Source organism: Pseudomonas sp. B15(2017), from assembly GCF_002113215.1.
Classification (GTDB): Bacteria; Pseudomonadota; Gammaproteobacteria; order Pseudomonadales; family Pseudomonadaceae; genus Aquipseudomonas.
In genome coordinates, this window is record NZ_NEJZ01000027.1 from 22,491 (window position 1) to 46,670 (window position 24,180).

General features: G+C 60.0%; 21 protein-coding genes and 1 riboswitch. Of the genes, 6 read left to right on the forward strand and 15 right to left on the reverse strand.

Translation table 11 applies throughout. From position 1 onward, the window contains the following. Positions 1–78 precede the first annotated feature (78 nt). Positions 79–1,968 carry a phosphomethylpyrimidine synthase ThiC gene (gene thiC / locus CAF73_RS28425; RefSeq protein WP_085701041.1) on the reverse strand — a complete coding sequence of 630 codons (1,890 nt, stop codon included), beginning with the start codon at positions 1,966–1,968 and terminating at the stop codon, positions 79–81. A 146-nt stretch (positions 1,969–2,114) separates the two neighbouring features. Further along, positions 2,115–2,220: riboswitch (TPP riboswitch) on the reverse strand. A gap of 196 nt (positions 2,221–2,416) precedes the next feature. Here thiC and CAF73_RS28430 point away from each other — a divergent pair. Beyond that, positions 2,417–3,850: a TolC family outer membrane protein gene (locus CAF73_RS28430; RefSeq protein WP_085701042.1), complete on the forward strand. Its 1,434-nt coding sequence runs from the start codon at positions 2,417–2,419 to the stop codon at positions 3,848–3,850. 30 nt (positions 3,851–3,880) lie between these two features. Here CAF73_RS28430 and waaA read toward each other — a convergent pair whose 3' ends face one another. Together waaA and CAF73_RS28440 are read right to left on the reverse strand one after the other, a co-directional pair. Further along, positions 3,881–5,161, reverse strand: coding sequence for a lipid IV(A) 3-deoxy-D-manno-octulosonic acid transferase (gene waaA, locus CAF73_RS28435; RefSeq protein ID WP_085705244.1), 1,281 nt, complete (start codon positions 5,159–5,161; stop codon positions 3,881–3,883). Positions 5,162–5,172: 11 nt separating this feature from the next. Continuing rightward, positions 5,173–6,075 (reverse strand): LysR family transcriptional regulator, encoded by a 903-nt coding sequence (locus CAF73_RS28440; RefSeq protein ID WP_085705246.1) that lies wholly within the window; start codon positions 6,073–6,075, stop codon positions 5,173–5,175. Between the two features lie 102 nt (positions 6,076–6,177). Here CAF73_RS28440 and CAF73_RS28445 point away from each other — a divergent pair, with 102 nt between their 5' ends. From CAF73_RS28445 to CAF73_RS28460, 4 genes are all read left to right on the forward strand, one after another. Then, complete coding sequence (locus CAF73_RS28445) at positions 6,178–6,510, forward strand: multidrug efflux SMR transporter (RefSeq protein ID WP_085701045.1); 333 nt, start codon at positions 6,178–6,180, stop codon at positions 6,508–6,510. A gap of 115 nt (positions 6,511–6,625) precedes the next feature. After that, complete coding sequence (locus tag CAF73_RS28450; RefSeq protein WP_085705248.1) at positions 6,626–7,801, forward strand: FAD-binding oxidoreductase; 1,176 nt, start codon at positions 6,626–6,628, stop codon at positions 7,799–7,801. Next, positions 7,798–8,610, forward strand: a complete 813-nt coding sequence (locus tag CAF73_RS28455) for an aldo/keto reductase (RefSeq protein WP_039766580.1) — start codon at positions 7,798–7,800, stop codon at positions 8,608–8,610. The genes CAF73_RS28450 and CAF73_RS28455 overlap by 4 nt, the downstream gene beginning before the upstream one ends. A 31-nt stretch (positions 8,611–8,641) precedes the next feature. Beyond that, positions 8,642–9,607 (forward strand): metal ABC transporter ATPase, encoded by a 966-nt coding sequence (locus CAF73_RS28460; protein WP_085701048.1) that lies wholly within the window; start codon positions 8,642–8,644, stop codon positions 9,605–9,607. A gap of 4 nt (positions 9,608–9,611) precedes the next feature. On the opposite strand, the gene CAF73_RS28465 is transcribed toward CAF73_RS28460, so the two are convergent. The 7 genes from CAF73_RS28465 to msbA all read right to left on the reverse strand — a co-directional run bounded on the left by CAF73_RS28465 (position 9,612) and on the right by msbA (position 17,819). Continuing rightward, on the reverse strand, positions 9,612–10,412 hold the full coding sequence (locus CAF73_RS28465) for a hypothetical protein (protein ID WP_085705250.1): 801 nt from the start codon (positions 10,410–10,412) through the stop codon (positions 9,612–9,614). A gap of 13 nt (positions 10,413–10,425) precedes the next feature. Then, on the reverse strand, positions 10,426–11,112 hold the full coding sequence (locus CAF73_RS28470) for a hypothetical protein (RefSeq protein WP_085705252.1): 687 nt from the start codon (positions 11,110–11,112) through the stop codon (positions 10,426–10,428). After that, complete coding sequence (locus tag CAF73_RS28475) at positions 11,113–12,087, reverse strand: glycosyltransferase (protein WP_085705254.1); 975 nt, start codon at positions 12,085–12,087, stop codon at positions 11,113–11,115. Positions 12,088–12,217: 130 nt separating this feature from the next. Further along, a complete protein-coding gene (gene hldE, locus CAF73_RS28480; RefSeq protein WP_085701052.1) occupies positions 12,218–13,639 on the reverse strand; it encodes a bifunctional D-glycero-beta-D-manno-heptose-7-phosphate kinase/D-glycero-beta-D-manno-heptose 1-phosphate adenylyltransferase HldE in 1,422 nt (473 codons plus the stop codon). Between the two features lie 64 nt (positions 13,640–13,703). Next, complete coding sequence (locus CAF73_RS28485) at positions 13,704–15,104, reverse strand: PIG-L deacetylase family protein (RefSeq protein ID WP_085705256.1); 1,401 nt, start codon at positions 15,102–15,104, stop codon at positions 13,704–13,706. 4 nt (positions 15,105–15,108) lie between these two features. Then, positions 15,109–16,005 (reverse strand): GNAT family N-acetyltransferase, encoded by an 897-nt coding sequence (locus tag CAF73_RS28490; protein WP_085701054.1) that lies wholly within the window; start codon positions 16,003–16,005, stop codon positions 15,109–15,111. Then, complete coding sequence (gene msbA / locus CAF73_RS28495) at positions 15,999–17,819, reverse strand: lipid A export permease/ATP-binding protein MsbA (RefSeq protein ID WP_085705258.1); 1,821 nt, start codon at positions 17,817–17,819, stop codon at positions 15,999–16,001. Before msbA ends, CAF73_RS28490 begins: the two co-directional genes overlap by 7 nt. A 126-nt stretch (positions 17,820–17,945) precedes the next feature. Between msbA and CAF73_RS28500 the strand changes: the two genes are divergently transcribed. After that, positions 17,946–18,599, forward strand: coding sequence for a lipopolysaccharide kinase InaA family protein (locus tag CAF73_RS28500; RefSeq protein ID WP_085701056.1), 654 nt, complete (start codon positions 17,946–17,948; stop codon positions 18,597–18,599). A gap of 3 nt (positions 18,600–18,602) precedes the next feature. Here the strand turns inward: CAF73_RS28500 and CAF73_RS28505 are convergent, their stop codons facing one another. The 5 genes from CAF73_RS28505 to CAF73_RS28525 all read right to left on the reverse strand — a co-directional run bounded on the left by CAF73_RS28505 (position 18,603) and on the right by CAF73_RS28525 (position 24,132). After that, complete coding sequence (locus tag CAF73_RS28505; RefSeq protein ID WP_256574822.1) at positions 18,603–19,955, reverse strand: hypothetical protein; 1,353 nt, start codon at positions 19,953–19,955, stop codon at positions 18,603–18,605. Between the two features lie 163 nt (positions 19,956–20,118). Next, the gene (locus CAF73_RS28510) at positions 20,119–21,027 is read right to left on the reverse strand and encodes a glycosyltransferase family A protein (RefSeq protein WP_085705262.1); all 909 of its coding nucleotides are present in this window, start codon (positions 21,025–21,027) and stop codon (positions 20,119–20,121) included. Beyond that, on the reverse strand, positions 21,020–22,774 hold the full coding sequence (locus CAF73_RS28515; RefSeq protein ID WP_085701059.1) for a carbamoyltransferase: 1,755 nt from the start codon (positions 22,772–22,774) through the stop codon (positions 21,020–21,022). Before CAF73_RS28515 ends, CAF73_RS28510 begins: the two co-directional genes overlap by 8 nt. A 225-nt stretch (positions 22,775–22,999) precedes the next feature. Beyond that, positions 23,000–23,791 (reverse strand): DUF3800 domain-containing protein, encoded by a 792-nt coding sequence (locus CAF73_RS28520; RefSeq protein ID WP_234206315.1) that lies wholly within the window; start codon positions 23,789–23,791, stop codon positions 23,000–23,002. A gap of 5 nt (positions 23,792–23,796) precedes the next feature. Beyond that, a complete protein-coding gene (locus CAF73_RS28525) occupies positions 23,797–24,132 on the reverse strand; it encodes a YceK/YidQ family lipoprotein (protein ID WP_085705266.1) in 336 nt (111 codons plus the stop codon). Positions 24,133–24,180 lie beyond the last annotated feature (48 nt).

A 24,180-nucleotide genomic window follows, 5' to 3' on the forward strand; every position in this document is an offset into this window, starting at 1 on the left:
CACTTTGGAATGCATTCAAATGTGGGAGCGAGCTTGCTCGCGAAGGGGCCATTACAGGCCCCACCCTTTCAGGTCAGATCAAACCTTCTTGTACAGCTGACTGCCTTCCTTCTTGAACCGCTCGGCCTGTTCCGCCAGGCCCTGGGCGACATCCACGTCGACCGCGTCGATCCGCTGGTTGGCCGCGTATTCGCGGACTTCCTGAGTGATCTTCATCGAGCAGAATTTTGGCCCGCACATCGAACAGAAATGCGCGACCTTCGCCGAATCCTTCGGCAGGGTTTCATCGTGATACGAGCGGGCGGTGTCCGGATCCAGACCGAGGTTGAACTGGTCTTCCCAACGGAATTCGAAACGCGCCTTGCTCAAGGCGTTGTCGCGGATCTGTGCGCCCGGATGCCCCTTGGCCAGGTCCGCTGCGTGAGCGGCGATCTTGTAGGTGATGATCCCGGTCTTCACGTCATCCTTGTTCGGCAAGCCCAGGTGTTCCTTCGGCGTCACGTAGCAGAGCATCGCGCAACCGAACCAGCCGATCATCGCCGCACCGATGCCGGAAGTGATGTGGTCGTAACCCGGTGCGATGTCGGTGGTCAGCGGGCCGAGGGTGTAGAACGGCGCCTCGTCGCAGCACTCCAGCTGCTTGTCCATGTTCTCTTTGATCAACTGCATCGGCACGTGGCCCGGGCCTTCGATCATGCATTGCACGTCGTGCTTCCAGGCGATTTTGGTCAGCTCGCCGAGGGTTTCCAGTTCGCCGAACTGCGCTTCGTCGTTGGCGTCGGCAATCGAGCCCGGACGCAGGCCGTCGCCCAGCGAGAAGCTGACGTCGTAGGCCTTCATGATTTCGCAGATTTCCTCGAAGTGGGTGTAGAGGAAGTTCTCTTTGTGGTGCGCCAGGCACCACTTGGCCATGATCGAGCCGCCACGGGAAACGATGCCGGTCACCCGTTTGGCGGTCAGCGGCACGTAGCGCAGCAGCACGCCGGCGTGGATGGTGAAGTAGTCGACGCCCTGCTCCGCCTGCTCGATCAGCGTGTCGCGAAACAGCTCCCAGGTCAGGTCTTCGGCCACGCCATTGACCTTTTCCAGCGCCTGATAGATCGGTACGGTGCCGATCGGAACCGGCGAGTTGCGGATGATCCACTCGCGGGTTTCGTGGATGTGCTTGCCGGTGGACAAGTCCATCACGGTGTCCGAGCCCCAGCGAATGCCCCAGGTCAGTTTCGCCACTTCTTCTTCGATGGACGAACCCAGCGCGCTGTTGCCGATGTTGCCGTTGATCTTCACCAGGAAGTTACGGCCGATGATCATCGGTTCCAGTTCGACGTGGTTGATGTTGGCCGGAATGATCGCGCGGCCACGGGCGATTTCTTCGCGCACGAATTCAGGAGTGATTTCTTTCGGGATGCTCGCGCCGAAGCTGTGGCCGGCGTGCTGCTGATTCAGCAGGCCGGCAGCACGGGCTTCTTGCAGTTTCATGTTTTCGCGGATGGCGACGTATTCCATCTCGGCGGTAATGATCCCTTTGCGCGCGTAGTGCATCTGGCTGACGTTGGCCCCGGCCTTGGCACGGCGCGGGTTGTTGACGTGGGCGAAACGCAGCTTGGTCAGCTCCGGATCGGCCAGGCGCTCCTGACCGAAATTCGAGCTCAGGCCCGGCAGGCGCTCGGTGTCGCCACGGTCGTCGATCCATGCCGAACGCACGTCACCCAGACCTTTGCGCACATCGATCACCACGTTCGGGTCGGTGTACGGGCCCGAGGTGTCGTAGACGGTGACCGGCGCGTTGATTTCGCCGCCGAAGTCGGTGGGGGTCACATCGAGGGTGATTTCGCGCATCGGCACGCGGATGTCCGGGCGGGAGCCCTGAACGTAGACTTTTTGCGAACGGGTGAACGGTTGAACCGACTGTTCATCGACCTTGGCCGAGTCACTCAGGTTGATCGCGTTTTTAGATTTTGTAGTCATCACGGGCTCTCCAGACAGCATCCAGGCAGTGGATTGTCGGAGCAGAACCTGAAAGGCACGGACGCACCAGGACTGGTGCTGTGCCTCGTCGTCGAGCGTTCGATTGTCGAACAATTTCCCGGACGAAGCACAAGAGGACTCGCCGGGTGACGAGAAATCTTGTTCCCTACGCAGGCGCTAACCTGATCAGGTTCAACGGGATCCGAAATTATTCGATCTCAGCCTCATAGCAAGGCACCCCGACAAGAACCCGGCCAGTCTAGACACAACCGGCAAAGAACGCCAACACCGCTGCAAACACCATGATGAATGGCGCAATTGGCAGATTGTTGCCTGCCGCCTGCGCAACTACACTCGCTACGCCATGCTGCGCCTTGACGCTGCATGGGCCGCGCCTTACCTTTGGCGCCCGGATTATTTCCATAATATTCATGCTAGGGATCGCCTCATGCTGCGCAAACTTTCACTGGCTGTCGCCGTGTCTTGTGCGTCCACCGCAACGGTATGGGCAGCAGAAGCGCCTTTGTCGACCAGAACGGATCTGGTCAGCGTCTATCAGGAAGCCGTCGACAACAACGCCGACCTGGCCGCCGCCCGCGCCCAGTACGGTGCGCAGAAAGAAGTCGTGCCCCAGGCCCGCGCCGGGCTGCTGCCTAACCTGTCCGGTGGCGCCCAGGTGGCCAATGTGCGCACCGACATCGATCAGCCGTCGGCGGTCGCCAACCGCAGTGCCCAGTCGTATCAGGCGACCCTGGCGCAACCGCTGTTCCGCGCCGACCGCTGGTTCCAGTACCAGGCCGCCAAGGACGTCAACGAGCAGGCCGCGCTGCAACTTTCGGCCACCGAGCAGAACCTGATCCTGCAAACCGCCGAAAGCTACTTCAACGTGCTGCGCAGCCAGGACAACCTGGCCTCGACCAAGGCCGAAGAAGCCGCGTTCAAGCGCCAGCTCGACCAGTCCAACGAGCGCTTCGACGTGGGCCTGTCGGACAAGACCGACGTGCTGCAATCGCAAGCCAGTTACGACACCGCGCGCGCCAACCGGATCGTCGCCCAGCGTCAGGTCGATGATGCGTTCCAAGCGCTGGTCACCCTGACCAACCGTCAGTACAACTCGATCCAGGGCATCGTCCACACCTTGCCGATCCTGCCGCCGGCGCCGAACGACGCCAAGGCCTGGGTCGATACCGCCGCGAAACAGAACCTCAATCTGCTGGCCAGCAACTTCGCGGTCAGCTCTGCCGAACAGACTTTGAAACAGCGCAAGGCCGGCCACCTGCCGACCCTCGACGCCGTGGCGAAGTACGAGAAAGGCGACAACGATTCGTTCGGTTTCAGCAACCCGAATGCCTTCGGCACGCCGTATGGCGGCAACGTCGAACAGCGCACCCTGGCGTTGCAGGTGAACATCCCGCTCTACAGCGGCGGCCTGACCAGCTCCCAGGTGCGTCAGTCTTATGCGCAACTGGACCAGACCGAACAGCAACGTGAAGGCCTGCGCCGGCAGATCGTCGAAAACACCCGCAACCTGCACCGCGCGGTGAACACCGACGTCGAACAGGTACAGGCGCGCCGCCAGTCGATCATTTCCAACCAGAGCGCAGTGGAAGCCACGGAAATCGGTTATCAGGTGGGGACGCGCAACATCGTCGACGTGCTCGACGCCCAGCGTCAGCTCTACACTTCGGTGCGCAATTACAACAACACCCGCTACGACTACATCCTAGACAACCTGCGCCTGAAGCAGGCGGCGGGGACGTTGAACCCGGGCGACCTGCAGGATCTGACCCGCTACCTGAAAGCCGACTACAACCCGGACAAGGACTTCCTGCCACCGGATCTGGCCAAGGCTGCCGAAGCCCAGCTCAAGGCTCGGCCTTAAACAAAAAACGCAGCCCTGAGGCTGCGTTTTTTATGGGCGGTCGATCAACCTTCCCAGTCCATCGAGCAAGCGCTGCAACGCGCCCTGATTGCGACGCATCACGCTCAGCCCGTTTTCTGCCATGCGCTGTGCGTCGCGCGGCAGTTCAAACAGACGCTGCACTTCTGTCGCCAGACCTTCAGCGTCATCCACCTCGGCCAATGCCCCGGCGCTGCGCAGTTGCGCGGCGATGTCGAGGAAGTTGAACAGGTGCGGGCCGCTGATCACCGGTTTCGCCAAGGCTGCCGGTTCCAGCAGATTGTGCCCGCCGTTGGGCACCAGGCTGCCGCCGACGAACGCGCTGTCAGCCAGGGCATAGAGAAACAGCAGCTCGCCCATGGTGTCGCCAAGCAGCACCGAAGTCTGCGCATCGACGCTCGCGCCAGTGGAGCGACGCACCGTGGCAAAGCCTTCACGCTGGCACAACTCGAACACCGAGTTGAAACGCTCCGGGTGACGCGGCACCAGAATCAGCAACGCATCGGGATGGTTGGTGAGCAAGCGACGGTGAGCATTCAGCACCACTTCGTCTTCGCCTTCATGGGTGCTGGCGGCGATCCACACCGGGCGCTCCTGAGCCTGCCACTGGCTGCGCAGCTCAGCGGCGCGTTGCAGCAGTTTCGGGTCGATGGTCAGGTCGAACTTGATCGAGCCAGTGACTTCGACTGTCTCCGGGCGCGCACCGAGATCTCGGAAGCGCTGGGCTTCGGCCTCGGTCTGCACGGCGAACAGGCTCATCTCGGCGAGCATCGGCGCGGTCAGTTTGCTGAAACGGCCATAGCCCTTGGCGGAACGCTCGGACAGTCGTCCATTGGCCAACGCCACCGCAATCCCGCGTTTGGCACACTGATGAATGTGGTTGGGCCACAGTTCGGTTTCCATGATCACCGCCAGTTTCGGCTGCACGCGATCCAGAAAACGCGCGGCTGCACAGGGCAAGTCATACGGCAAATAGCAGTGCTGGATGCGTGGCTCGTTGGCGAACAGCGCATGGATACGTTCCGAACCGGTTGGCGTCATGCAGGTCACGGTGATCGGAAGCTTCGGATAGCGTTGCAGCAGCGCGCGGATCATCGGCGCGGCGGCGATGCTTTCGCCCACCGACACGGCGTGAACCCAGATACCACCGGGTTGCAGGGTCGGCATCCCGTAGGAGAAACGTTCGCCAATCCGTTGGGCATACGCCGGCGCCTTGCGCGAGCGCAGCCACAGCCGAATCGCCACCAATGGCAGCCCCAGGTAAAACAGCGCGGTGTAGAGAGATCTATTCATGGCGGCGGAGTTTATCGGCTTTTGCCGCCGATCGCCCGCAGGTGTATGGCAAATCGCTCCGCCAGCCAACGAGCTGCCGGCCCCAATGGTTCGTCGCGGCGCCAGACCAGTTCCACCACCAGTGCCGGCGGCGTCCATTCGCTGTCCAGCTCCACCATCAGGCCCTGATACGCCGAGTACTGCACCACATGGCGCGGCAGCCAGGCCCAGCCAAGGTCGCGCACCAGCCATTCGGCCATCACGTAGAAACTGTCGGCGCGCCACACCTGTGGGCTGGCCGGCTCGCTGCCGGGGTAGACGCTGGTCTGGGTCGACATCAGCAGCTGCCGATGCTGGGCCAGTTGCTGGCAATTGACCCGGGACTGCGCGGCCAGCGGATGATTGACGCCGCAGACCGTGACCATCTCCACGCTGCCCAGCACCCGGCGCTCCAGCGCTTCGGGAATTTCGTCGTGATAGAAAAGCAGCCCGAGATCGGCCCGGCGCTCCACCAGTTTGCGTGAAACCTCGCCCTGGGCGGCGCTGGTCAGTTGCACCTCCAGACTCGGGAACTGCTCGGCCAGCGCACCGAAACTTTCCACCAGCGCCTGATAGGGCATTGCCTCGTCCTGCGCCACCCGCAATTGCGCCTCCTGCCCGCGCATCATGGCCACGGCCCGGCCGTTCAGGCGTTCGCACTGACGCAGCACTTCGCGCGCCTCCTCCAGCAATGCCTCTCCCGCCTCGGTCAGACTCGGCTGACGACCGCTGCTACGCTCGAACAGGCTGACTCCGAGATCGTCCTCAAGCATCGCAATCGCGCTGCTGATCGCCGACTGTGCCTTGCGCTGCTGACGCGCCACAGCGGAAAACGAACGCTGCTCGGCCACCGCGACAAACATCCGCAACTGCTCCAGATTCCACTGCATGCTCATTGACCAACCCATCTTTTATACAGATAGGTAATGACTTTACCCCATCTGGGGAGTCACTAGAATGCCGCCTCAGAAAGCAACGCTTCACATGAGGAATTGAACATGAACGCTTACGTCTACCTGGCCATCGCCATCTGTGCCGAAGTGATCGCGACCGTTTCGATGAAAGCCGTCAAAGGCTTCAGCACGCCACTGCCACTGGTGCTGGTCATCGTCGGCTACGCCATCGCGTTCTGGATGCTGACCCTGGTGGTACGCAGCGTACCGGTGGGCGTGGCCTACGCGGTGTGGGCCGGCATGGGCATCGTGATGGTCAGCGTCGCGGCGCTGTTCATCTATGGGCAGAAGCTGGATCTCCCGGCGATGCTCGGGATGGCGCTGATCGTGCTCGGCGTGGTGGTGATTCAGTTGTTCTCGAAAACCGCCGGCCATTGAAACACTGACGAGCATCAAGCCATAAGCTGCAAGCTCGACCGATTTACAGCTTCGGGTTGCAGCTTGCAGCTTGAAGCTTGAAACTTGCGACTTCTTCAAACCCTGAGGTCGTTGCATGCCATCTCCAATTTCCACCGACGTGCTGATTGTCGGCGCGGGTGTCGCCGGTCTCTGGCTGAACGCGCGCCTGCGTCGCCAGGGTTTCTCGACCGTGCTGGTGGAAAACGCCAGCCTTGGTGGCGGACAGAGTGTGAAGTCCCAGGGCATCATCCACGGCGGCGCCAAGTACGCGTTGCACGGGGCGCTTACCGGCGCCTCGGAAGCCATCGCCGACATGCCGCGTCGCTGGCGTGAAGCTCTGGCCGGCAACGGCGAACTGGATCTGACCGGCGTGCGCCTGCTGTCCGAAGCCCATTACCTGTGGTCGCCGGGCACCCTGGCCGGCAACCTCACCAGTTTCTTCGCCAGTAAAGCCGTCCGTGGCCGGGTCGATCAGGTCAAGGGCGATCAGCTGCCGCCGGCCCTGCAAGACAAACGCTTCAAGGGCAAGGTCTACCGCCTCGCCGAACTGGTGATCGACGTGCCGAGCCTGATCCAGCGTCTGGCCGACCTGTCGGGCGACGGCCTGCTCGCCGGCCAGAACATCGAGCCGTTGCTGGAAAGCGGCGTGCTGGTTGGCCTGAAGGTCGACGGCCGTGAGATTCGTGCCCAGCGCATCGTCCTCAGCGCCGGTGCCGGTACAGCCGATCTGCTGACTGCTTTGGGCCTGACCCATCCGGCCATGCAACGCCGGCCGCTGCACATGATCATCGCCAAAGGCCCGGGCCTGAAGCCGCTGTATGCGCACTGCCTCGGTGGCGGCACCAAACCGCGCATCACCGTAACCACGCACCCGGCCGCCGACGGCCAGTGGGTCTGGTATCTGGGCGGCGACATTGCCGAATCCGAAGGCGTGGCCCGTGAACCGGCCGAACAAATCGCCACCGCCCAGAAAGAACTCGGTCAGCTATTGCCATGGATCGACCTGAGCACGGTGCAATGGGCCACCTTGCGCGTGGATCGCGCCGAACCGTTGCAAACCGGCCTGACCCGCCCGGACAACGCCTTCCTCGCTGAAGAAGGACGCCTGCTGGTCGGCTGGCCGACCAAACTGGCCCTGGCGCCGGACTTTGCTGACCGGGTGATGGCATCACTTCAACGCGACGGCATCCAGCCGAGCCATACGACCCCGCTGCCAGAACTGCCAAAACCACCGATGGGCGTTCCCGCCTGGGAGCAACTGCTGCCATGAGCCTGCCGACCCTGCACGACCTGCATCGCCCGCTGGGCAGCACCGGCCTGCTGGTTTCGCCACTGGGCCTGGGCACCGTCAAACTCGGCCGCGACCAGGGCGTGAAATACCCCAACGGCTTCCAGATCCCCGATGACGACGCCGCGCGCATGCTGCTCAAGCAGGCGCGGGAACTGGGCATCAACCTGATCGACACCGCACCGGCCTATGGCCGCAGCGAAGAACGCCTCGGCCCACTGCTGCGTGGTGAGCGTCAGGACTGGGTGATTGTCAGCAAGGTCGGCGAAGAATTTGTCGACGGCCAATCGACCCACGATTTCAGCGCCGCTCACACCCGGATGTCGGTGGAGCGCAGCCTGCAACGTCTGGAAACGGATTTTATCGACCTGGTGCTGGTGCACTCCGACGGTAACGACCTGGCGATCCTCAACGACAGCGAAGTCTACGCAACCCTCGCGGCGCTGAAGGCCGAAGGCAAGATTCGCGGCTTCGGCTTCTCCGGCAAAACCGTCGACGGTGGCCTCAAGGCACTGGAGCAAGGCGATTGCGCAATGGTCACCTACAATCTGAACGAACAAAACGAGAAGGCGGTCATTGACTATGCTGCTGCCCACGGCAAAGCCATTCTGGTGAAAAAGGCGCTGGCCAGCGGTCATGTGTGCCTGAGTCCCGGTGTGGATCCGGTGCGCGCCAGCTTCGAGTTGCTGTTCGCCCAGCCCGGCGTGGCCAGTGCCATTGTCGGGACCATCAATCCGCTGCACCTCGCCCATAACGTTGCGACCGTTGCCCAGGTCCTTCGTGGTCACTGACGCCGCCTCGCGGCCTTAAGCAGGAGCCGACATGCCGCGTACGCTCATCAGAAAGAACCCGAGCAACTTCAAGACGCTGCCGCTGTTCGTCGAAGCCACGCCGGAAGGCCTGACCTATCAGAGCGTCGGCATGCCGCTGAATTTCACCCAGACCCTTCAGCGGCGTAAACCGGTCAACGTGGCTGACGCCGAGCGCTTTGCGCTGGAGCTGGCCAACCTGGGTGTTTCGGTGCGTCTGACCCTGCACTGGCAGAATCGCGATTACTGGGTGCTGGTGCGTCAGCGGCGGCAGGATCGCGGCGACGTCGTGCTCAAGTTGATTTCCGGTTACGTGCCAGCCCATGAACTGAATATTCCGCTGCACACGGCGATCCAGGAGATCGCCGAGGAATGCCTGCTGGAAACCCCGGAAGGCTGGCTCGGCGGGCGCTTCAACGACACCTGGCTGCCGGCGCCATACGCTTCGGCGCTGCATTATCGCGAGGCCCTGCCCTTTCGCCTGACGCCGCTGTCCGGTTCAGCCAGGCCGGTGCGCTGCGCCAATCTGCAATTGCTTGAACGGCCACGGGCTTACGTGCACTTGCCGACCGCGTCACTGCAATTGATCTACGACCTGCGGCTGGATGTACCCAAGGAAGCCAAGAGCCTCAGCCTGTTCCATGTCGATGAACGACTGGAAGGCGATCAACTGGTGGCCCGGCTGGACCGCAAGCGTCCCGATCTCTACCTGATGCCGCTCAAGGACGGCGCGCCCTTGGCCGAGTTGTATACCCTCAAGCGCGACAAGCTCCTGCCGGCCGGCACCCGCGGGCTTTATCTGGCCGAAAGCTTTGCGACCCAGACGGGCTGGGTCGTGCGTGAAGAGCGGATTCGCTGGAAAGACTGGGTCGTGCAACAGGGCCTGCAACCGGCGAAGCCGCCTCGCGCGGGACTCAAGCAATTGAGTCTGAAGGCGCTGCGTCTGGTTGGCATCGGCAAGAAACGCGCGAGCAAATAGCCGACTAGCGCCGACGATCCAGCCAGGTACGCAAGGTCGCGAAGAAATGGAAATAGCGGTTTTCACGCTTGCCCATGCCGCGCTTGGGCGAAAACGACTCTTCGGCAAAAGCGCCGGTGATTCGCACCCGAGAGGCTTGGGTCGGTAGCGTGCAGACTTTGGCACCGGCCTGCTGTAGTGCGTACTTGAGCAAGCGCTCGGAGTGCAGCTTTCTTCCCGTGGCTTTGCAGAATTGGAAAATGCGCTCGATCCGCTTGCCATAGGCGACATAGGTATCGCGCCCGCAAATGGCAAAGCGGTCGTTCAACCCGCCCCACCACTGCCAGTCCGGAATGTAGGCAAAGTGCCTCCGGGCCTCTGAATGATTGAACACATAGGCGGGCAGCGGATTGTGGAAAAAATTGTCCGGGCGCACGAACACGACGAAATCGGGATTGAAGGTTTCGATCATGCTGGTCACTGTGTGCAGTGAATTGAGCTGATAGATCAGGTTGCGCAGCGACGCATAGTCATCGGCCCAAGTATCGCCCTGCGCTTTGACCTGCTCGAAATCCCAACGCTCCAGTACCCCGTCAGTCGAAGTCAGGGCCCCGATCATCGGCTCGAATGGCTGATAGTTGTCAGCCCTCAACTCGCCTTTTTCGCCTGAGCGGAAGTTCTGTACTTCATCGATTTTGTACAAATGATAGAAGCACTGTACGTCGCTGCCCGCCGGAAACTGCGCCAGAACGTTCTGTTCAATGGAAGGGAAGCAAATCTGCGAATTTCTCGGGATCCCGAAAAAAGCGACGGCAATTTTCAACACTCAACAGCACCTTCTATTTTTGGCAAAAGAGCTTCTGCCACCAGTGACGCGGCTGCAAAGGCACCACAATGACGTCCGACTGCTGCAGCCAGTCGCGCTCGTAATCCCAGGCATGCCCACCCCACAGTTTCCCCGCTTCGTTGGAAAACCCCAGGGTCATGAGCTGATAGGAATAACCGGCGTGACCGCGCAACCAGTCTAAAACCACCAGCGTATTGAAACCGGTAGATGGCCCAACGTAGCGCTTGCCGCCCGGACGGTCGACGGGATAGTTCCACAGAGCCGGCAGCGGGATACGATCCCAATACATGGCCACCCGTGGCAACGGACACATCGGTGCGGCGCAGCCGACCAGCATGGTGAAACAACGCTCGCCCGCATGCTCGAACAACCGTTGCACGTCCGGGCCGTAAGGCAGACCAAAAAAATAGGCGTCCGGCGCGTTATAGCCATGCACGAAGACGTTCAAGCTGTGGTCGTTGAGCAGCGGCGCCTTGATGCAGGTGTTGAAACTGACGACGACGTCATTGGCGCTGATATTCAGCGCCTGAAAATCCGCCGCCGTGATGGCCGGATTATTCGCGATCAGGATGACCCGGTGCGCGCGGCTCAGGCATTCGCGCAATGGCTCGGGCAACGCGTCCAACACCGACTGGTCACCGCCGGGGAGCGCATCCAGCGCCATATGTTCATCCTTCATTCAGACCGGCACCTTCATGCCGAAACGCAGTTTCACCCAGAACCGCGTGAATGCTGACGGCGGCTGCCATGGGCGCATCTCGCGCTGTATTTCAGTGGCGAGGGCCTGGCCGACACGGGCGAAGGAATAGCGACTTTCTGCAAAGGCCTGACCATTGCTGGCAATACGCTGCGACAGCTCCGGATCGCCCTGCAACAGCTTGATCTTTTCCACCGCCTCGTCTTCGCTGCGATAGAACACGGTGTTGTGCATGTCTTCGAAGCCAAGCAACTTGTCTTCTTCGCCCTGACTCCAGGCCAGCAGCACACAACCGCAGGCCATGGCTTCGTAGTTCTTGATCATGAACTCGTTCATGCCGATGTCGGCGCTGACGAAAATCTTGATGCGATTGAGCGTTTCCAGGTATTCGGAGCCGGAGCGGGTGCGGGTCACCAGCATACCGGTACGCTGCGCCAGCGATTCGAGCAGTGCCTTGCGCTGGGCGTACTCGGTACTTTTCAGGCTGCCGAGAAAACCGATGGGAATGTCGCGCTCGGACCCGGTGTTGCGCAGCATCTGCTCGTCGTAACCCTTGGAGACGAACACCGTGTCGATGCCTTCAGCGAGCATCTTGCGTGCGACCACCGCCCCGGAAACCAGCGCCCGGCAACTCGGCAGGCGCTTGTAGAGACGCGAATAAACGCCACGATATTTACTGGCGGGCATGTAGTTCTGGTAGGCATCGTGTTCGAGAAAGACCAGCCCGGGAATGCACTTGAGCACCCGCAGTTGCGAGACCAGGCGCTTGACCCTGGAGAAGATAACGACACGATCAAAGGTCTGGTAATCAACCGAGGCCAAAAAAGGCCCCAGGTTCATCTGTTGCTGTTTGCTGAGCCGATAGATGACACATTCATCACAGTTCTGCTGCACGATGTCGTAGAGCCGGTCGAGAATGACCCGCTGTTCGTTCATCACCAGGAGCATGACTTTCATAGGTTAAATGACCACACGATGCAGGCAGGCAAGCGCAGCGGATTCAAACCTGCCAACATCAACGGAAACGGTTAGATCCCCAAGGCAAAATCCGTTCACACGCAGTCCAAAACAATAAAGTTCCATCTGATCAACGACTGCGGATTTTTTCGACAATCGCGGTGGTTGAACTGTTTTCCACCAGTCCCAGCACTTTCACGGTGCCGCCATAAGCCGTCACGATGTCGGCGCCGACCACCTGGTCAATCCCGTAATCCCCGCCCTTGACCAGCACGTCCGGCTTGACCTCACGCAGCAGGTTTTCTGGCGTGCCTTCAGGGAAGCTGATGACCCAGTCCACCGCCCCAAGCCCCGCCAGCACAGCCATGCGCCGATCGACACTGTTGATCGGACGGCCAGGCCCCTTGAGGCGGCTGACCGAAGCATCGTCGTTGACCGCGACAATCAAACGATCGCCTTGAGCCCGCGCCTGCTCCAGGTAGGTCACATGACCTGCATGGAGGATGTCGAAGCAGCCATTGGTGAAAACGATTTTTTCGTTGTGTGCACGGGCATCGGCCACCGCCAGCAGCAGTTGCTCCAGACCCAGCACGCCGCGCTCGGAACCTTCCTCACGCTGAATGGCACGACGCAGCTCCGGAGCGCTGATCGCCGCCGTACCGAGCTTACCAACGACGATGCCCGCCGCCAGGTTGGCCAGCGCCACCGCGTGTGGCAGTTCCTCACCGGCAGCAATCGCCGCCGCAAGGGTGGAAATCACCGTGTCGCCGGCACCGGTCACGTCGAACACTTCACGGGCCCGCGCAGGCAAATGCAAAGCCGGATGATCCGGACGCAGCAGTGTCATGCCGTGCTCGCCACGGGTCACCAGCAATGCGCCGAGATCCAGGTCGTGCATCAGCTTCGCGCCCTTGGTCACCAGCTCGTGCTCATCGGCGCAACCGCCGACGATTGCTTCGAACTCGCTGAGGTTCGGGGTGATCAGGCTCGCGCCCCGGTAGATCGAGAAATCCTTGCCCTTCGGGTCGGCCAGCACCGGGATGCCTTTGGCACGGGCGGCCTGGATCAGCGCCTGATGGTTTCTCAGGGCGCCTTTGCCGTAGTCGGACAGCACCAGCACCTTGATGCCTTCAAGCAGGTCATCGACCTGCGCGCCGAGGGCCAGGGCGTCGGTGGCGAACGGTTCTTCGAAGTCGATACGCAGCAATTGCTGGTGCCGGCTCATGACCCGCAGCTTGACGATGGTCGGCTGGTGCGCGATGCGCTGGAACAAGGCTCGCACGCCCGCACCCTTGAGGCTGTTGCTCAGGCTGTCGGCGGCTTCGTCGTCACCGGTCACACCGACCAGCGACGCCGGCGCACCCAGCGCAGCAATGTTCAAGGCAACGTTGGCGGCACCGCCCGGGCGGTCTTCGATTTGCTCGACTTTAACGACAGGAACCGGCGCCTCAGGGGAAATCCGTGAGGTACCGCCATGCCAGTAACGGTCGAGCATGACATCGCCGACCACCAAGACAGGGGCTTGATCGAATCGCGGCATGGACAACTTCATGGAGCAACCCACATACAAAATGAACAGGGGCGCGATATTAACACAGGGTCAAGGGCCGTCCGCCTCAATCTGAAAGGTCGCGCACCCAGAACAACTCGTGGCGCCGCACAGCCTTGCGGAAAAACTCATTACTGCCAGTGACAGGCCAGCGACGCCCCGCCAGTCCCTGCTGGATCCAGCGGCGCAATTGCCGTTTGAACACTTGCCCGCCCTGCAAGTCGTGCTCCATGGCTAACGCCATGGCCTTATCCAGTTGCACGTCCGGCGACAGCACCGGACTCCACAAGCGGTTGGCCGGCAATGGTTCGATGGCTGGCGGCAGCGCGATCCCGCCACCGGCAGGGCCCATTGGCCAGCGGTCGTTGTCATGCAAATGATTGGCGTACAGCAACATCGTCGTCGGCTTCCAGCTACTCAGGCCAACGGCCTCAAGCAGCGCTTGAGTCGAGGCGACGTGATCGCTGTGTGGATCCAGCTCGGGATGCGGCGTGACGACGACCTCTGGACGGTAATGCTTCAGAAGCGCCGTCAGGTCTTCGACAAGGTTCTGCCAAGTTGGCTGCCCGTCAACATCGGCGGGCAAGGTCAGCGGATTGTGACGGCGCACAGTGCGCACATCGCCTTCCTGCGACTCGAGGGAACCGAAAGCCGTGGCCGGCTCAGCGGCCATCGCAGGCAATTGCAGGCAGTAATAACCCAGCTGCACGCAACGTTCGGCCGGCACGCCACCCCACAGAGGAATCACCAGACTGTCCCAACTGCGCAAACGCCCCTTCAACCGCGCTGCGGCGGCCTGATCAAGGCCCATACGCTGGAAATCTTCAGCTTCGATCTCGCCTTGGGTCAGGGTGACGATGCTGACGTCTTCACTACGGCTGTAAAGACCGAATGCCGCAAGCTCGGCATCGTCGGCATGAGGAGCGATGACCATAACGCGCTGGCGGCTGTAATCAGGGTTCGCCATGACCCAAAGCGTGCCCATGGTACCCGCCGTGCAATATCGTCCGCGCAGGGTCAGCACGCCCTGCGCCAAAGCATCTGCCTGCCCGGAAAGGTTTAGGTAACGCCGCCCTTTCACCCCGCGCTCGAAGTCCTGGCGATCATCCCCCACCGCAACGTAGGGATCGAGCCAGCGACCCAGCCAGCCAGCCTTCAATTCAAGTTCGAGAATGAGTGTCTCGCCCGGCGCCAACGGCTCGCTCAGACGCACCACACCGCCGTCCAGACTGACAGTCTGTCGCGCGGTGTCCGCAGGAAAGTCGTATTGGTAGTCGTCGGACGGCCGGTAAAACAAGTGATCGGCAAACCACGCTTCGTGGGCAACCCAGGCCAGTACCAGCAACAGCGGCACCAGCGACCAGCCGACCAGAAAGCCGACCAGAAACAGCGCAACCACGAAGGCGATGAGGAACAGACGCTTGCCGCGTCGGTGTGCCTTGAGAAGCTGTTGCTTGCGAGCGCTCATCAATTCAGACCTTGTAAACCGGCACCGTGTGGCACCAGCGATCCTTGTACTCACGGTCGGCACGACCGAATGAATAACGCAAAGGCTTACCCAGTGCCTGCGCGTCTGCCCAGGCCTGCTGGGTATTGACGAAACTCAACACGCTACCGGGGCTGAACTCGCGACTCTGCGGGTCGACGCCACCATTGATGTATTCCAGCGAGACCCATTGCGGCGCTTCGACGCGGTACAAAACCTGAATGGCCACGGGTGCCGATTCGAGCATGACCACGGAACCGGTCATGAACTCACGCAACAGAGTGAATACCTCAACGAGCCCGGCCCTGCCAGGTACTTCGAAGCCCCAGCGGCGTTCGAACAGATCACTGTAAGTCTGCGCCTGCTGCGCCGCAGTAAAGTCCGACATCGGCACCAGCGAACCACCCGCCTCTTCCAGCAGGCGCTGTTCGCGACGCTGGTTGTAGCGAAATTTCTTCGAATACTCTTCCGGCAACCGGGCCAGGGCCAAGCCCTCCGGCTGCACTTTCAAGGTACTGATCTGCTCGGCATTGAGCTGGGACACATAGGCCATGCGCTGGCGAACCGGCACGACGACATCCGGCGCGATCGGCAGAATGATTTCGGCATTACCCATGTCGAGCAATCCGCGTTTGCCCTCGCGCTTGAGCACTTCCTTGGACAAGGCCACATGACGGCCCCAGCAAGGAATCGCAGCTACTACCTCGTCGCCAACGACCCAGCCCAGATAACGCAGTTCGATGCCCACGAACATCGACAGCCGCTCGACCACCTCGGGATGCGTGGCAAAGCTGCCGCCGAAGCGCTGCCAGGCGCGGGCGTAAGCATCCTGGTCTATCTCCGTCCAGCCACGCTCACGAATGCTGCGAAACACCTTCAGCATACGTTGGTCGCGTGGGCTGGCTGGAGCTCGCCACCTTCTTCAAACTCCTTGGCATGCAGACGGGAGTAATAGCCGTTCTGCTCCAGCAGTTGCGCGTGGGTTCCGCGCTCGACGATCCGGCCTTCATCCATGACCAGAATCAGGTCGGCCTTCTCGATGGTGCTCAAGCGGTGAGCGATCACCAGGGTCGTGCGGTTTTGCACCACGTGATCCAGCGCCGCCTGAATATGCCGTTCCGACTCGGTATCGAGGGCAGACGTAGCCTCGTCGAGAATCAGCAGCGGCGCATCCTTGAGCAGCGCCCGGGCGATGGCAATGCGCTGGCGCTGGCCGCCAGACAGCAACACGCCGTTTTCACCGACCAGGGTTTCGTAACCTTCCGGCATCTTGATGATGAATTCATCGGCATAGGCCTCGGAGGCGGCCCGTTTGACCTCCTCGAACGGCGCACCCGCCAGGTCGCCATAAGCGATGTTGTTGGTCACCGTATCGTTGAACAGCGTGACCTGCTGGGTCACCAGCGCAATCTGGCGACGCAGACTGTGCAAGGTAAAGTCCTGCACACGGATGCCATCGAGCAGAATCTCGCCCTGTTCATGCTGATAGAAACGTGGAATAAGGCCGGCAAGCGTCGACTTGCCGCTGCCCGAACGCCCCACCAGCGCGACCATTTGCCCCGGTTCAACGACAAAACTGATGTCGTTGAGCACCTGCTTGTCGGTGTCCGGGTATTGGAAACTGAGGTTGCGCACTTCCAGACGCCCCTCAAGGCGATCCTGTTCGACCGTGCCCTCATCCACTTCAGCCGGTTCATCCAGTTGCTCGAAAATACTTTCGGCACCGGCTACGCCTTTCTGAATGGTCGAGCTGACTTCCGAGAGCTGGCGAATCGGTTTTGGCAACAAACCAGCCATGGTGATGTATGCCACCAGGTCCCCCGGTGAGGCATCGCCACGAAGGTACAGCACGAGGAACATGACCACGGCCATGGCGCTGTAAGTCACCAGTTGCAGCATCGGTGTGTAAACCGCGCCGGTCTTGGTCATTGTCAGTTGCTTGTCGGTGTTGCTCTGGCTGGCCTCGCGAAAGCGGGTCTTTTCATAGAGTTCGCCGCCGAAACTGCGCACAACGCGATAACCATGAATCGTCTCGGAGGCAACGTGCGTGACGTTGCCCATCGACACCTGGATCTTTTTGCTTTGCTTGCGGAATTTCTTGCTGGTGCTGTTCACCATGATGCCGATCACCGGCAGGATGGCCACCATCACCAGCGTAAGCTTCCAGTTCATCCACAACAGGGTGAAGAACAGGAAAATCACGGTCATGCCTTCGCGAATGACCACCTTGATCGCGTCCGTTGCCGCGCCGGTGACCATGGTCACGTTGAAGGTAATCCGGGAAATCAGATGGCCGGAGTTGTTCTTGTCAAAGAACCGGTTAGGCAACTCCAGCAGCTTGTTGAACAGCACCACCCGCAGGTCATGCACCAGTCCCAGGGAAACCCGGGCCAGGAAGAAGTTGCCAAGGTACGAACCCACGCCCTGTAACAGCGCGATGAGCACGATCATCAACGGCACGGTTTCGAGCAACTGCAATTTGCCCAGATAAGGGTTGCCTGGAAACAGACTGGCTTCAGGATTGGCCAGACCATCGACGAAATACTTGAGGATGTAAGCGAGCATCGGTTGAGTCGATGCGAAGATCAGAAACCCGACGATGCTGAGAAGAAAGAGGCCGGCATAAGGCCGCACGTAAGCCAAAAGGCGGAAATAGATCGCCAGCGTTGACTGGGCTTTCGGTTCAGGACTGCTCATGGTGATCCGCACAATTCAGTGAGGCGGGGATGATATCACACGCATTTTTACCCCGATAAACATGACTTCAAGCCAGCCCTTGATCAAGTCGGTTAAGATACGCCGCTAATGATGGGGAGCCCGATAATGCAATCGATTGATCACAGCACCTACGAGGCACTGCGCGCCGGTGCACACGTACTGGAAGCCGACGGCTCCGGTGACAAGGTGCTTCGATTGGCCGATGGATGCATGCTCAAGCTGTTCCGTCGCAAACGCCTGCTCAGTTCGGCACTGTTCTATCCGTACGCACAACGCTTTGCCGACAACACCAGAGCACTGGAACAGCGCGGCGTCCTTTGCCCAAAAGTCATCGCTGTATACCGCATCCCGAGTATCGAGCGCGACTGCGTTTATTACAGTCCACTGGCGGGCAAGACCGTGCGCCAGCTGCAAGGCTCCAGCGAAGGGACGGACACACTTAGATTTCAACTGGGCGCGTATTTCGCGCAATTGCACGAGAAAGGTGTGTACTTCCGATCGCTGCACTTCGGCAACGTCGTGCTGACCCCGGACAACCAATTGGGCCTGATCGATATCGCCGACCTGCGCTGCCAGAAGCGCGCACTCAGCGACAGCAAACGCCTGCGCAACTTCGCCCACTTGCTGCGTTACAAGGAAGACCGGCAATGGTTGCTGGGGGAAGACGCCGGCGATACGTTTATCGAGGGTTACCGGCAGGCCCTGCCGAGCAACCGGCAGGCACCTCTGATCTCGCGCCTGCGCCCGCTGCTGGGTTGAGCCTTAGCGGCCGATGACCACCACCGTGGCACCTTTGCGATTGGCGAAATGCTCGATGACGCGCAGCTTGTGCGCCGCCAGCCACTCGTTCAGCCATGGTTCGTCACCCTTTGCTTCAATGACGAAATAACGAAAGTCACTGGCATGAGCTGCCGACATGGCTTCTTCCTGAGTCAGAACAGGCAATACATAGCCGCGACCGGCGTAGTAGCTGATCCGCCCATCCTCGAAGTAGGTCGGCGCACCCGGCTCGACGTGGGAGGACATCCAGCGTCCCGCCTCGACATAGTGGGTTTTGCCGGCCCCAGTGGAAATGACGTTGGCCAGCATCACCAGCAACCCTACGATCACCAGCCCCTTGCCCCATCGCGGAAACTCGCGGACAAACGCTGCCAGCCCCATCGCCAGCACCGGCACAAACAGAAGATTCAGGAAGCTCAGGTAGCGTGTATTCATGAACTGCTGCTTGATGAAAAACAGCACCAGAACAAGCAGGTAACACAGCGCCGCCCAGGCGAAGGGACGGTAGTCGCGCCAGTAAATGCCCAGCACCACCCAGTTGCGACGCAATATGAACGGCACAGCAAAAGGCCCCATCAACTTCACGAAAGTGATGGCCATGGTCGCCAGGATGCCGAAGAAAATGATCCGCCCGGCTTCGTCCTGGGAGTACTTGTTGATGAGTGAATTGGCGAACTGGTCGCATAGCATCTGAAACGACGACAGCACGCCACGAGGTTCAATCATGTCCAGATAGAGCATCACGCGGGCAGACAGAAGCACGCCGGACACCGAGATCACCAGCAGACCCAGGATCGGCAACAGTGAAAACTGGAAGAATTGCAGGCGCCGAGTCGAAGACCAGAGATTGGGCAGTTGCCACAATCCCAATGCCACCACCATCAGTAACGCCTCCAGGCGAAACAACGCCGCCGCGACAATCGCCAGATGAATGAGAGCAGCACGCAACCAGCCGCCTCGCGTCTGCCAGCGAAACGCGAGCCACAGCGCAAGCGTGCAAAAAAACCAGAAACCGCACTCACGAATGATGTCGTTACGAAAGGCATTGACCGCAGGCATTGCCAGCACCACCAGACAAGCCCAGCGAGTGATGTGGGGGGTACGCTGGCGGATGCAATCAACCATCAACGCGCTGGTGCCGGCAAAAAACAGTCCGCACCAGAGATAGGCACTCAGCTCCAGTGGCAGATGAAGGACGGCATGGGTGCCCGCCAGAAGAAAGGAAAACCAGGGCCAATCGAACGCTGCCCACGCCACATTGGGCCCATGTTCGGTGACTTGCTGCGCAATATCGATGTACAGCGCCGCATCACGCCCGACGGTTGCAGTACCCATGACTGCGATCAACGAGAGCAGAACACTGCCCCAAAATGCCAGCCAAACTGGGTATTCGTCGATGATTCTGGAGACTCGAGTTCCCACTTTACTGCCCGTACCTTTCACCCAGCCACCTCATCGACACTCGTTACCAGGGACGCGCCAGTTCACCGCGAACCATTTACCGAAACAGCAACCGCAAAGCCTTGCGAGTGTATGACCAGCGCGAGAACGTGCGCCAGTCTGCACGCAACGCCTGAAAATAGAACCCTTTGGCCAGAGCGTATTCGCCGTGAGAGTAACAATCACGAAACAACGACAGGCAGCGCTGCGCCAGAAACGCCTGACGAAGGTCAAGCATCTCTTCAGGCATGCGTCGACTGGAGAACACTTCACTCACAACCTGCTCTGTACCGGCGGCAAGGCTTTGACGCAAATCATGTCGCATGCTGTCAGCATGCTTGTAGATAAGGGCCAGAGGCTTGTCCAGAACGCTGCACGGGAAACGCGCCAGCACTTGGGCAAACACTGGCAGATCCTCGACGTTGCGCAAATGCTCAGGATACGTGCCAGGAACGAACACTTCGCGATGCATCGCGCAGGCCCCGTTGGAAATCGACACGGTCTTGTCCAGCAGGTAGCCCTGTAATCGCTGCCGGGGGGTTAAAGGCAGAGGCTTGGCTGGCTGCAGGCTGTGCCTGCCATCAGCAAACACCGACCAATGGGCACCAATGACCATCATGGTTTGAGGGTTACTGGCAATATGCTCCGAAAGCGCAGCCAGCGCGCCGGGCGCCATTTCGTCGTCGGAGTCGAGGAAAATCAGATATTGCCCGCTCGTCTCCTCAAGCCCGCGATTGCGCACGGTAGACAACCCGCCATTGCTTTTGCGCAACGCACGAAAACGCCCGCCATGCTCGAGCAGAAGCCTCTCCACTACCTCAGGCGTCTCATCCGTCGACCCATCGTCGATGACCAACAGATCCGCCGCAGCCTCATCCAACTGCGCCAACACCGACTCCACTGCACGAGGCAGCGTTCGTGCGTAGTTGTAAACCGGAATAACGACGCTGATCAGTGTCTCAGTCAAGACCGTATCCCTTCACACCCTCTTTAACGACCAGAATATCTTCCATGATCAGGTACTGCAGATCCGAGCCGAAGAACATGTTCAGGGCATCGGTCGGCGAGCAGATCATCGGTTCACCACGGCGGTTGAGCGAGGTGTTCAGGGACACGCCGTTGCCGGTCAGCACTTCCAGCGCCTTCATCATGTCGTAGTAGCGCGGGTTGTATTCGCGCTTGAGCACCTGGGCCCGGGACGTACCGTCTTCGTGGACGACTTCCGGCACGCGGGTCTTCCACTCTTCCGCCACTTCGAAGGTGAAGGTCATGAACGGCGCCGGGTGATCGATCTTGATCATCTGTGGCGCAACGGTGTCGAGCATCGACGGGCAGAAAGGCCTCCAGCGCTCGCGGAACTTGATCTGGTGGTTGATGCGATCAGCCACGCCAGCCACGCTCGGGCAACCGATGATCGAACGACCACCCAGTGCACGCGGACCGAATTCCATGCGGCCCTGGAACCAGGCCACCGGGTTGCCATCGACCATGATTTTGGCAATCTGCTCCGGCATGTTGTCGAGCTTGCGCCAGGTCGGCTTGTTCTCGTGACGGGCGCACGCGGCGATCACGTCTTCGTTGCTGTACGACGGGCCGAGGTAGACGTGTTCCATCTTCTCGACCGGCACGCCACGGGCGTTCGACACATAGGCTGCTGCGCCGACTGCAGTGCCGGCATCGCCGGAAGCAGGCTGCACGAACAGCTCCTTGACGTCGTCACGGGCGATGATTTTCTGGTTGAGCTTGACGTTCAACGCACAGCCACCGGCGTAGGCCAGCTTGCCGGTTTCCTTGAGCACGTCGCCCAGATAGTAGTCGATCATCTGCAGCGCGATTTTTTCGAACAGCGCCTGAATGCTGGCGGCGTAGTGGATGTACGGCTCGTCGGCGATGTCGCCCTCGCGCTTCGGACCCAGCCACTCGATCAGCTTCGGCGAGAAATAGTAACCCTTGCCCTTCTCTTTATAGCGACGCAGGCCGATCACGTTGGCGTAGTCAGTGTTGATCACCAGCTCGCCGTTCTCGAACGAGGCCAGACGCGAGAAATCGTATTTGCTGGCGTCGCCGTATGGCGCCATGCCCATGACCTTGAACTCACCGTCGAGCATGTCGAACCCGAGGAACTCGGTGATCGCGCCATACAGGCCGCCAAGGGAGTCCGGATCGAAGAATTCCTTGATCTTGTGGATCTTGCCGTTTTCGCCATAACCGAAGAAGGTCGTGGCGTACTCGCCCTTGCCGTCGATGCCGAGGATCGCGGTTTTCTCTTTGAAACCCGAGCAGTGGTAGGCGCTGGAAGCGTGGGCCAGGTGGTGTTCCACCGGTTCGATCTTGATTTTCTTCGGATCGAAGCCCAGTTGCTCCAGGCACCAGACGATCTTGTTGCGATAGCGCTTGTAGCGACGGTTGCCCATCAGGATCGCGTCGAGCGCGCGATCCGGGGCGTACCAGTAACGTTTGGCGTATTGCCAGCGAGCCTTGCCGAAAATGCTGATCGGGGCGAACGGAATCGCGACCACGTCAACGTCGGACGGCTTGATGCCAGCCTGCTCCAGGCAGAACTTCGCCGATTCGTAGGGCATGCGGTTCTTTGCATGTTTATCGCGTACGAAGCGCTCTTCCTCAGCCGCCGCGACCAGCTTGCCGTCGATGTACAAGGCTGCTGAAGGATCATGGCTAAGGGCGCCGGACAGGCCAAGAATCGTCAATGCCACAGGGGTCTAGCCTCTTTAGTCTGCATTCAGGCGCGATGCGCCTTGAAAAATGATGTGCCCCCGCACCGGGCGAGAGACAGCTAAAGGGCGGGATTATAGCTTAAAAGCGCCGACAAACCTCTAGCGGAACTGGCCGGCCGGTGCGTTGACACTCAAGCAGCGTCGACATAGACTCCAGCACAAATGGACTGGGAGATCCCGGTCGGCGCTAATGCCTCGGTGAGATCATCGGGGCTTTTCGCTTTCTGGGGATGGGAAAAGCTTCAAACCCCAATTCTCGAAACCCTCTCCAACTTTGCTCCGCCCCCCGCTGCAATAGAACTTGCGCTTAAGCACGTCAAAAGCACGGTTTCCCTGACCCGCCCTCAAAAGGCTCATGCCAATGGGCCTCGCAACAAGATCGGCTAGCTGCAGGCCGGTGGAGTTCACCTGTTTGGTTGCAAAAACGATGTCTAACGGCAGTTGAATACCCCATCGATTCGCCCCACCACACATCCTGCGAAACTCCAACTCAAGCTCGTTATCCTCTCGCTTTCCTCGACGCTCGAAAATCACATGCGTCAGCGCCCCCTGCTGATTCTTCTCTTGCAAAAACTCGTAGAGCGTTTCCAGACAAAAGCCGAGAGCGAGGTGATAAGGATTGTGTCCCGTGCCTTGTTTTTCGCGGAGGGAAGCCTTGTCTACGACGCAACTGATCAAAACAAAGTTGCTGGCTTCAATGATGCAAGTCAGCTCATCAAGAAAAGCATTTTTGTGATCTCTGGACATGAAGAGACCAGAAAACGATCCTTTTTCTTTACGAATTTCGAGTTCATGCAGACCGATCAGATCGTGCCCCATATGTGCAAACTTGAATTTCTGTAGAGCAGGAATGACTTTCTCGCAGTAATGCCTTTTATGAAAGGCACAAAACGCGAGCACGAAGACTGGATAGTTGGGATCCAGTGTCTGCATTCCGTGATCACCGCTCTCATCGACATAAACGATGATATCGCTGTATTCACTGATTGGGGACAACGTGATTACCCACGGCCTGATCGCCAATAAACACCGACATTCCCGTCCACCGCCTGGCGATAGATCGTATACGGCAGGCAAGCCGTGTCGAAGACGCCGGACAGAGTCAGGTCAAGCAGGAAGACCGGCACCAGAATGCCGGTAGGATCGGGCGGCGCGTGCAGCAGACAGAAATCATGGGCGAGTTCACTGTAGATGCGCGGAATTAACTGACAGTAAGTTTTCTGTTTGCGCAGACAGCGCGTGGCGGCTTCGTCGCCCCGCAACACCGTAACGGCGGTGGCACAGCCGGACAGCGCCAGGGAAAATGCCCCGATAGCGATAGAGGTTTCGATGGTCAAGATTTGCCCTCCGGGTACGTCGGGACAAACTAGCACCGGGGTTTTGCG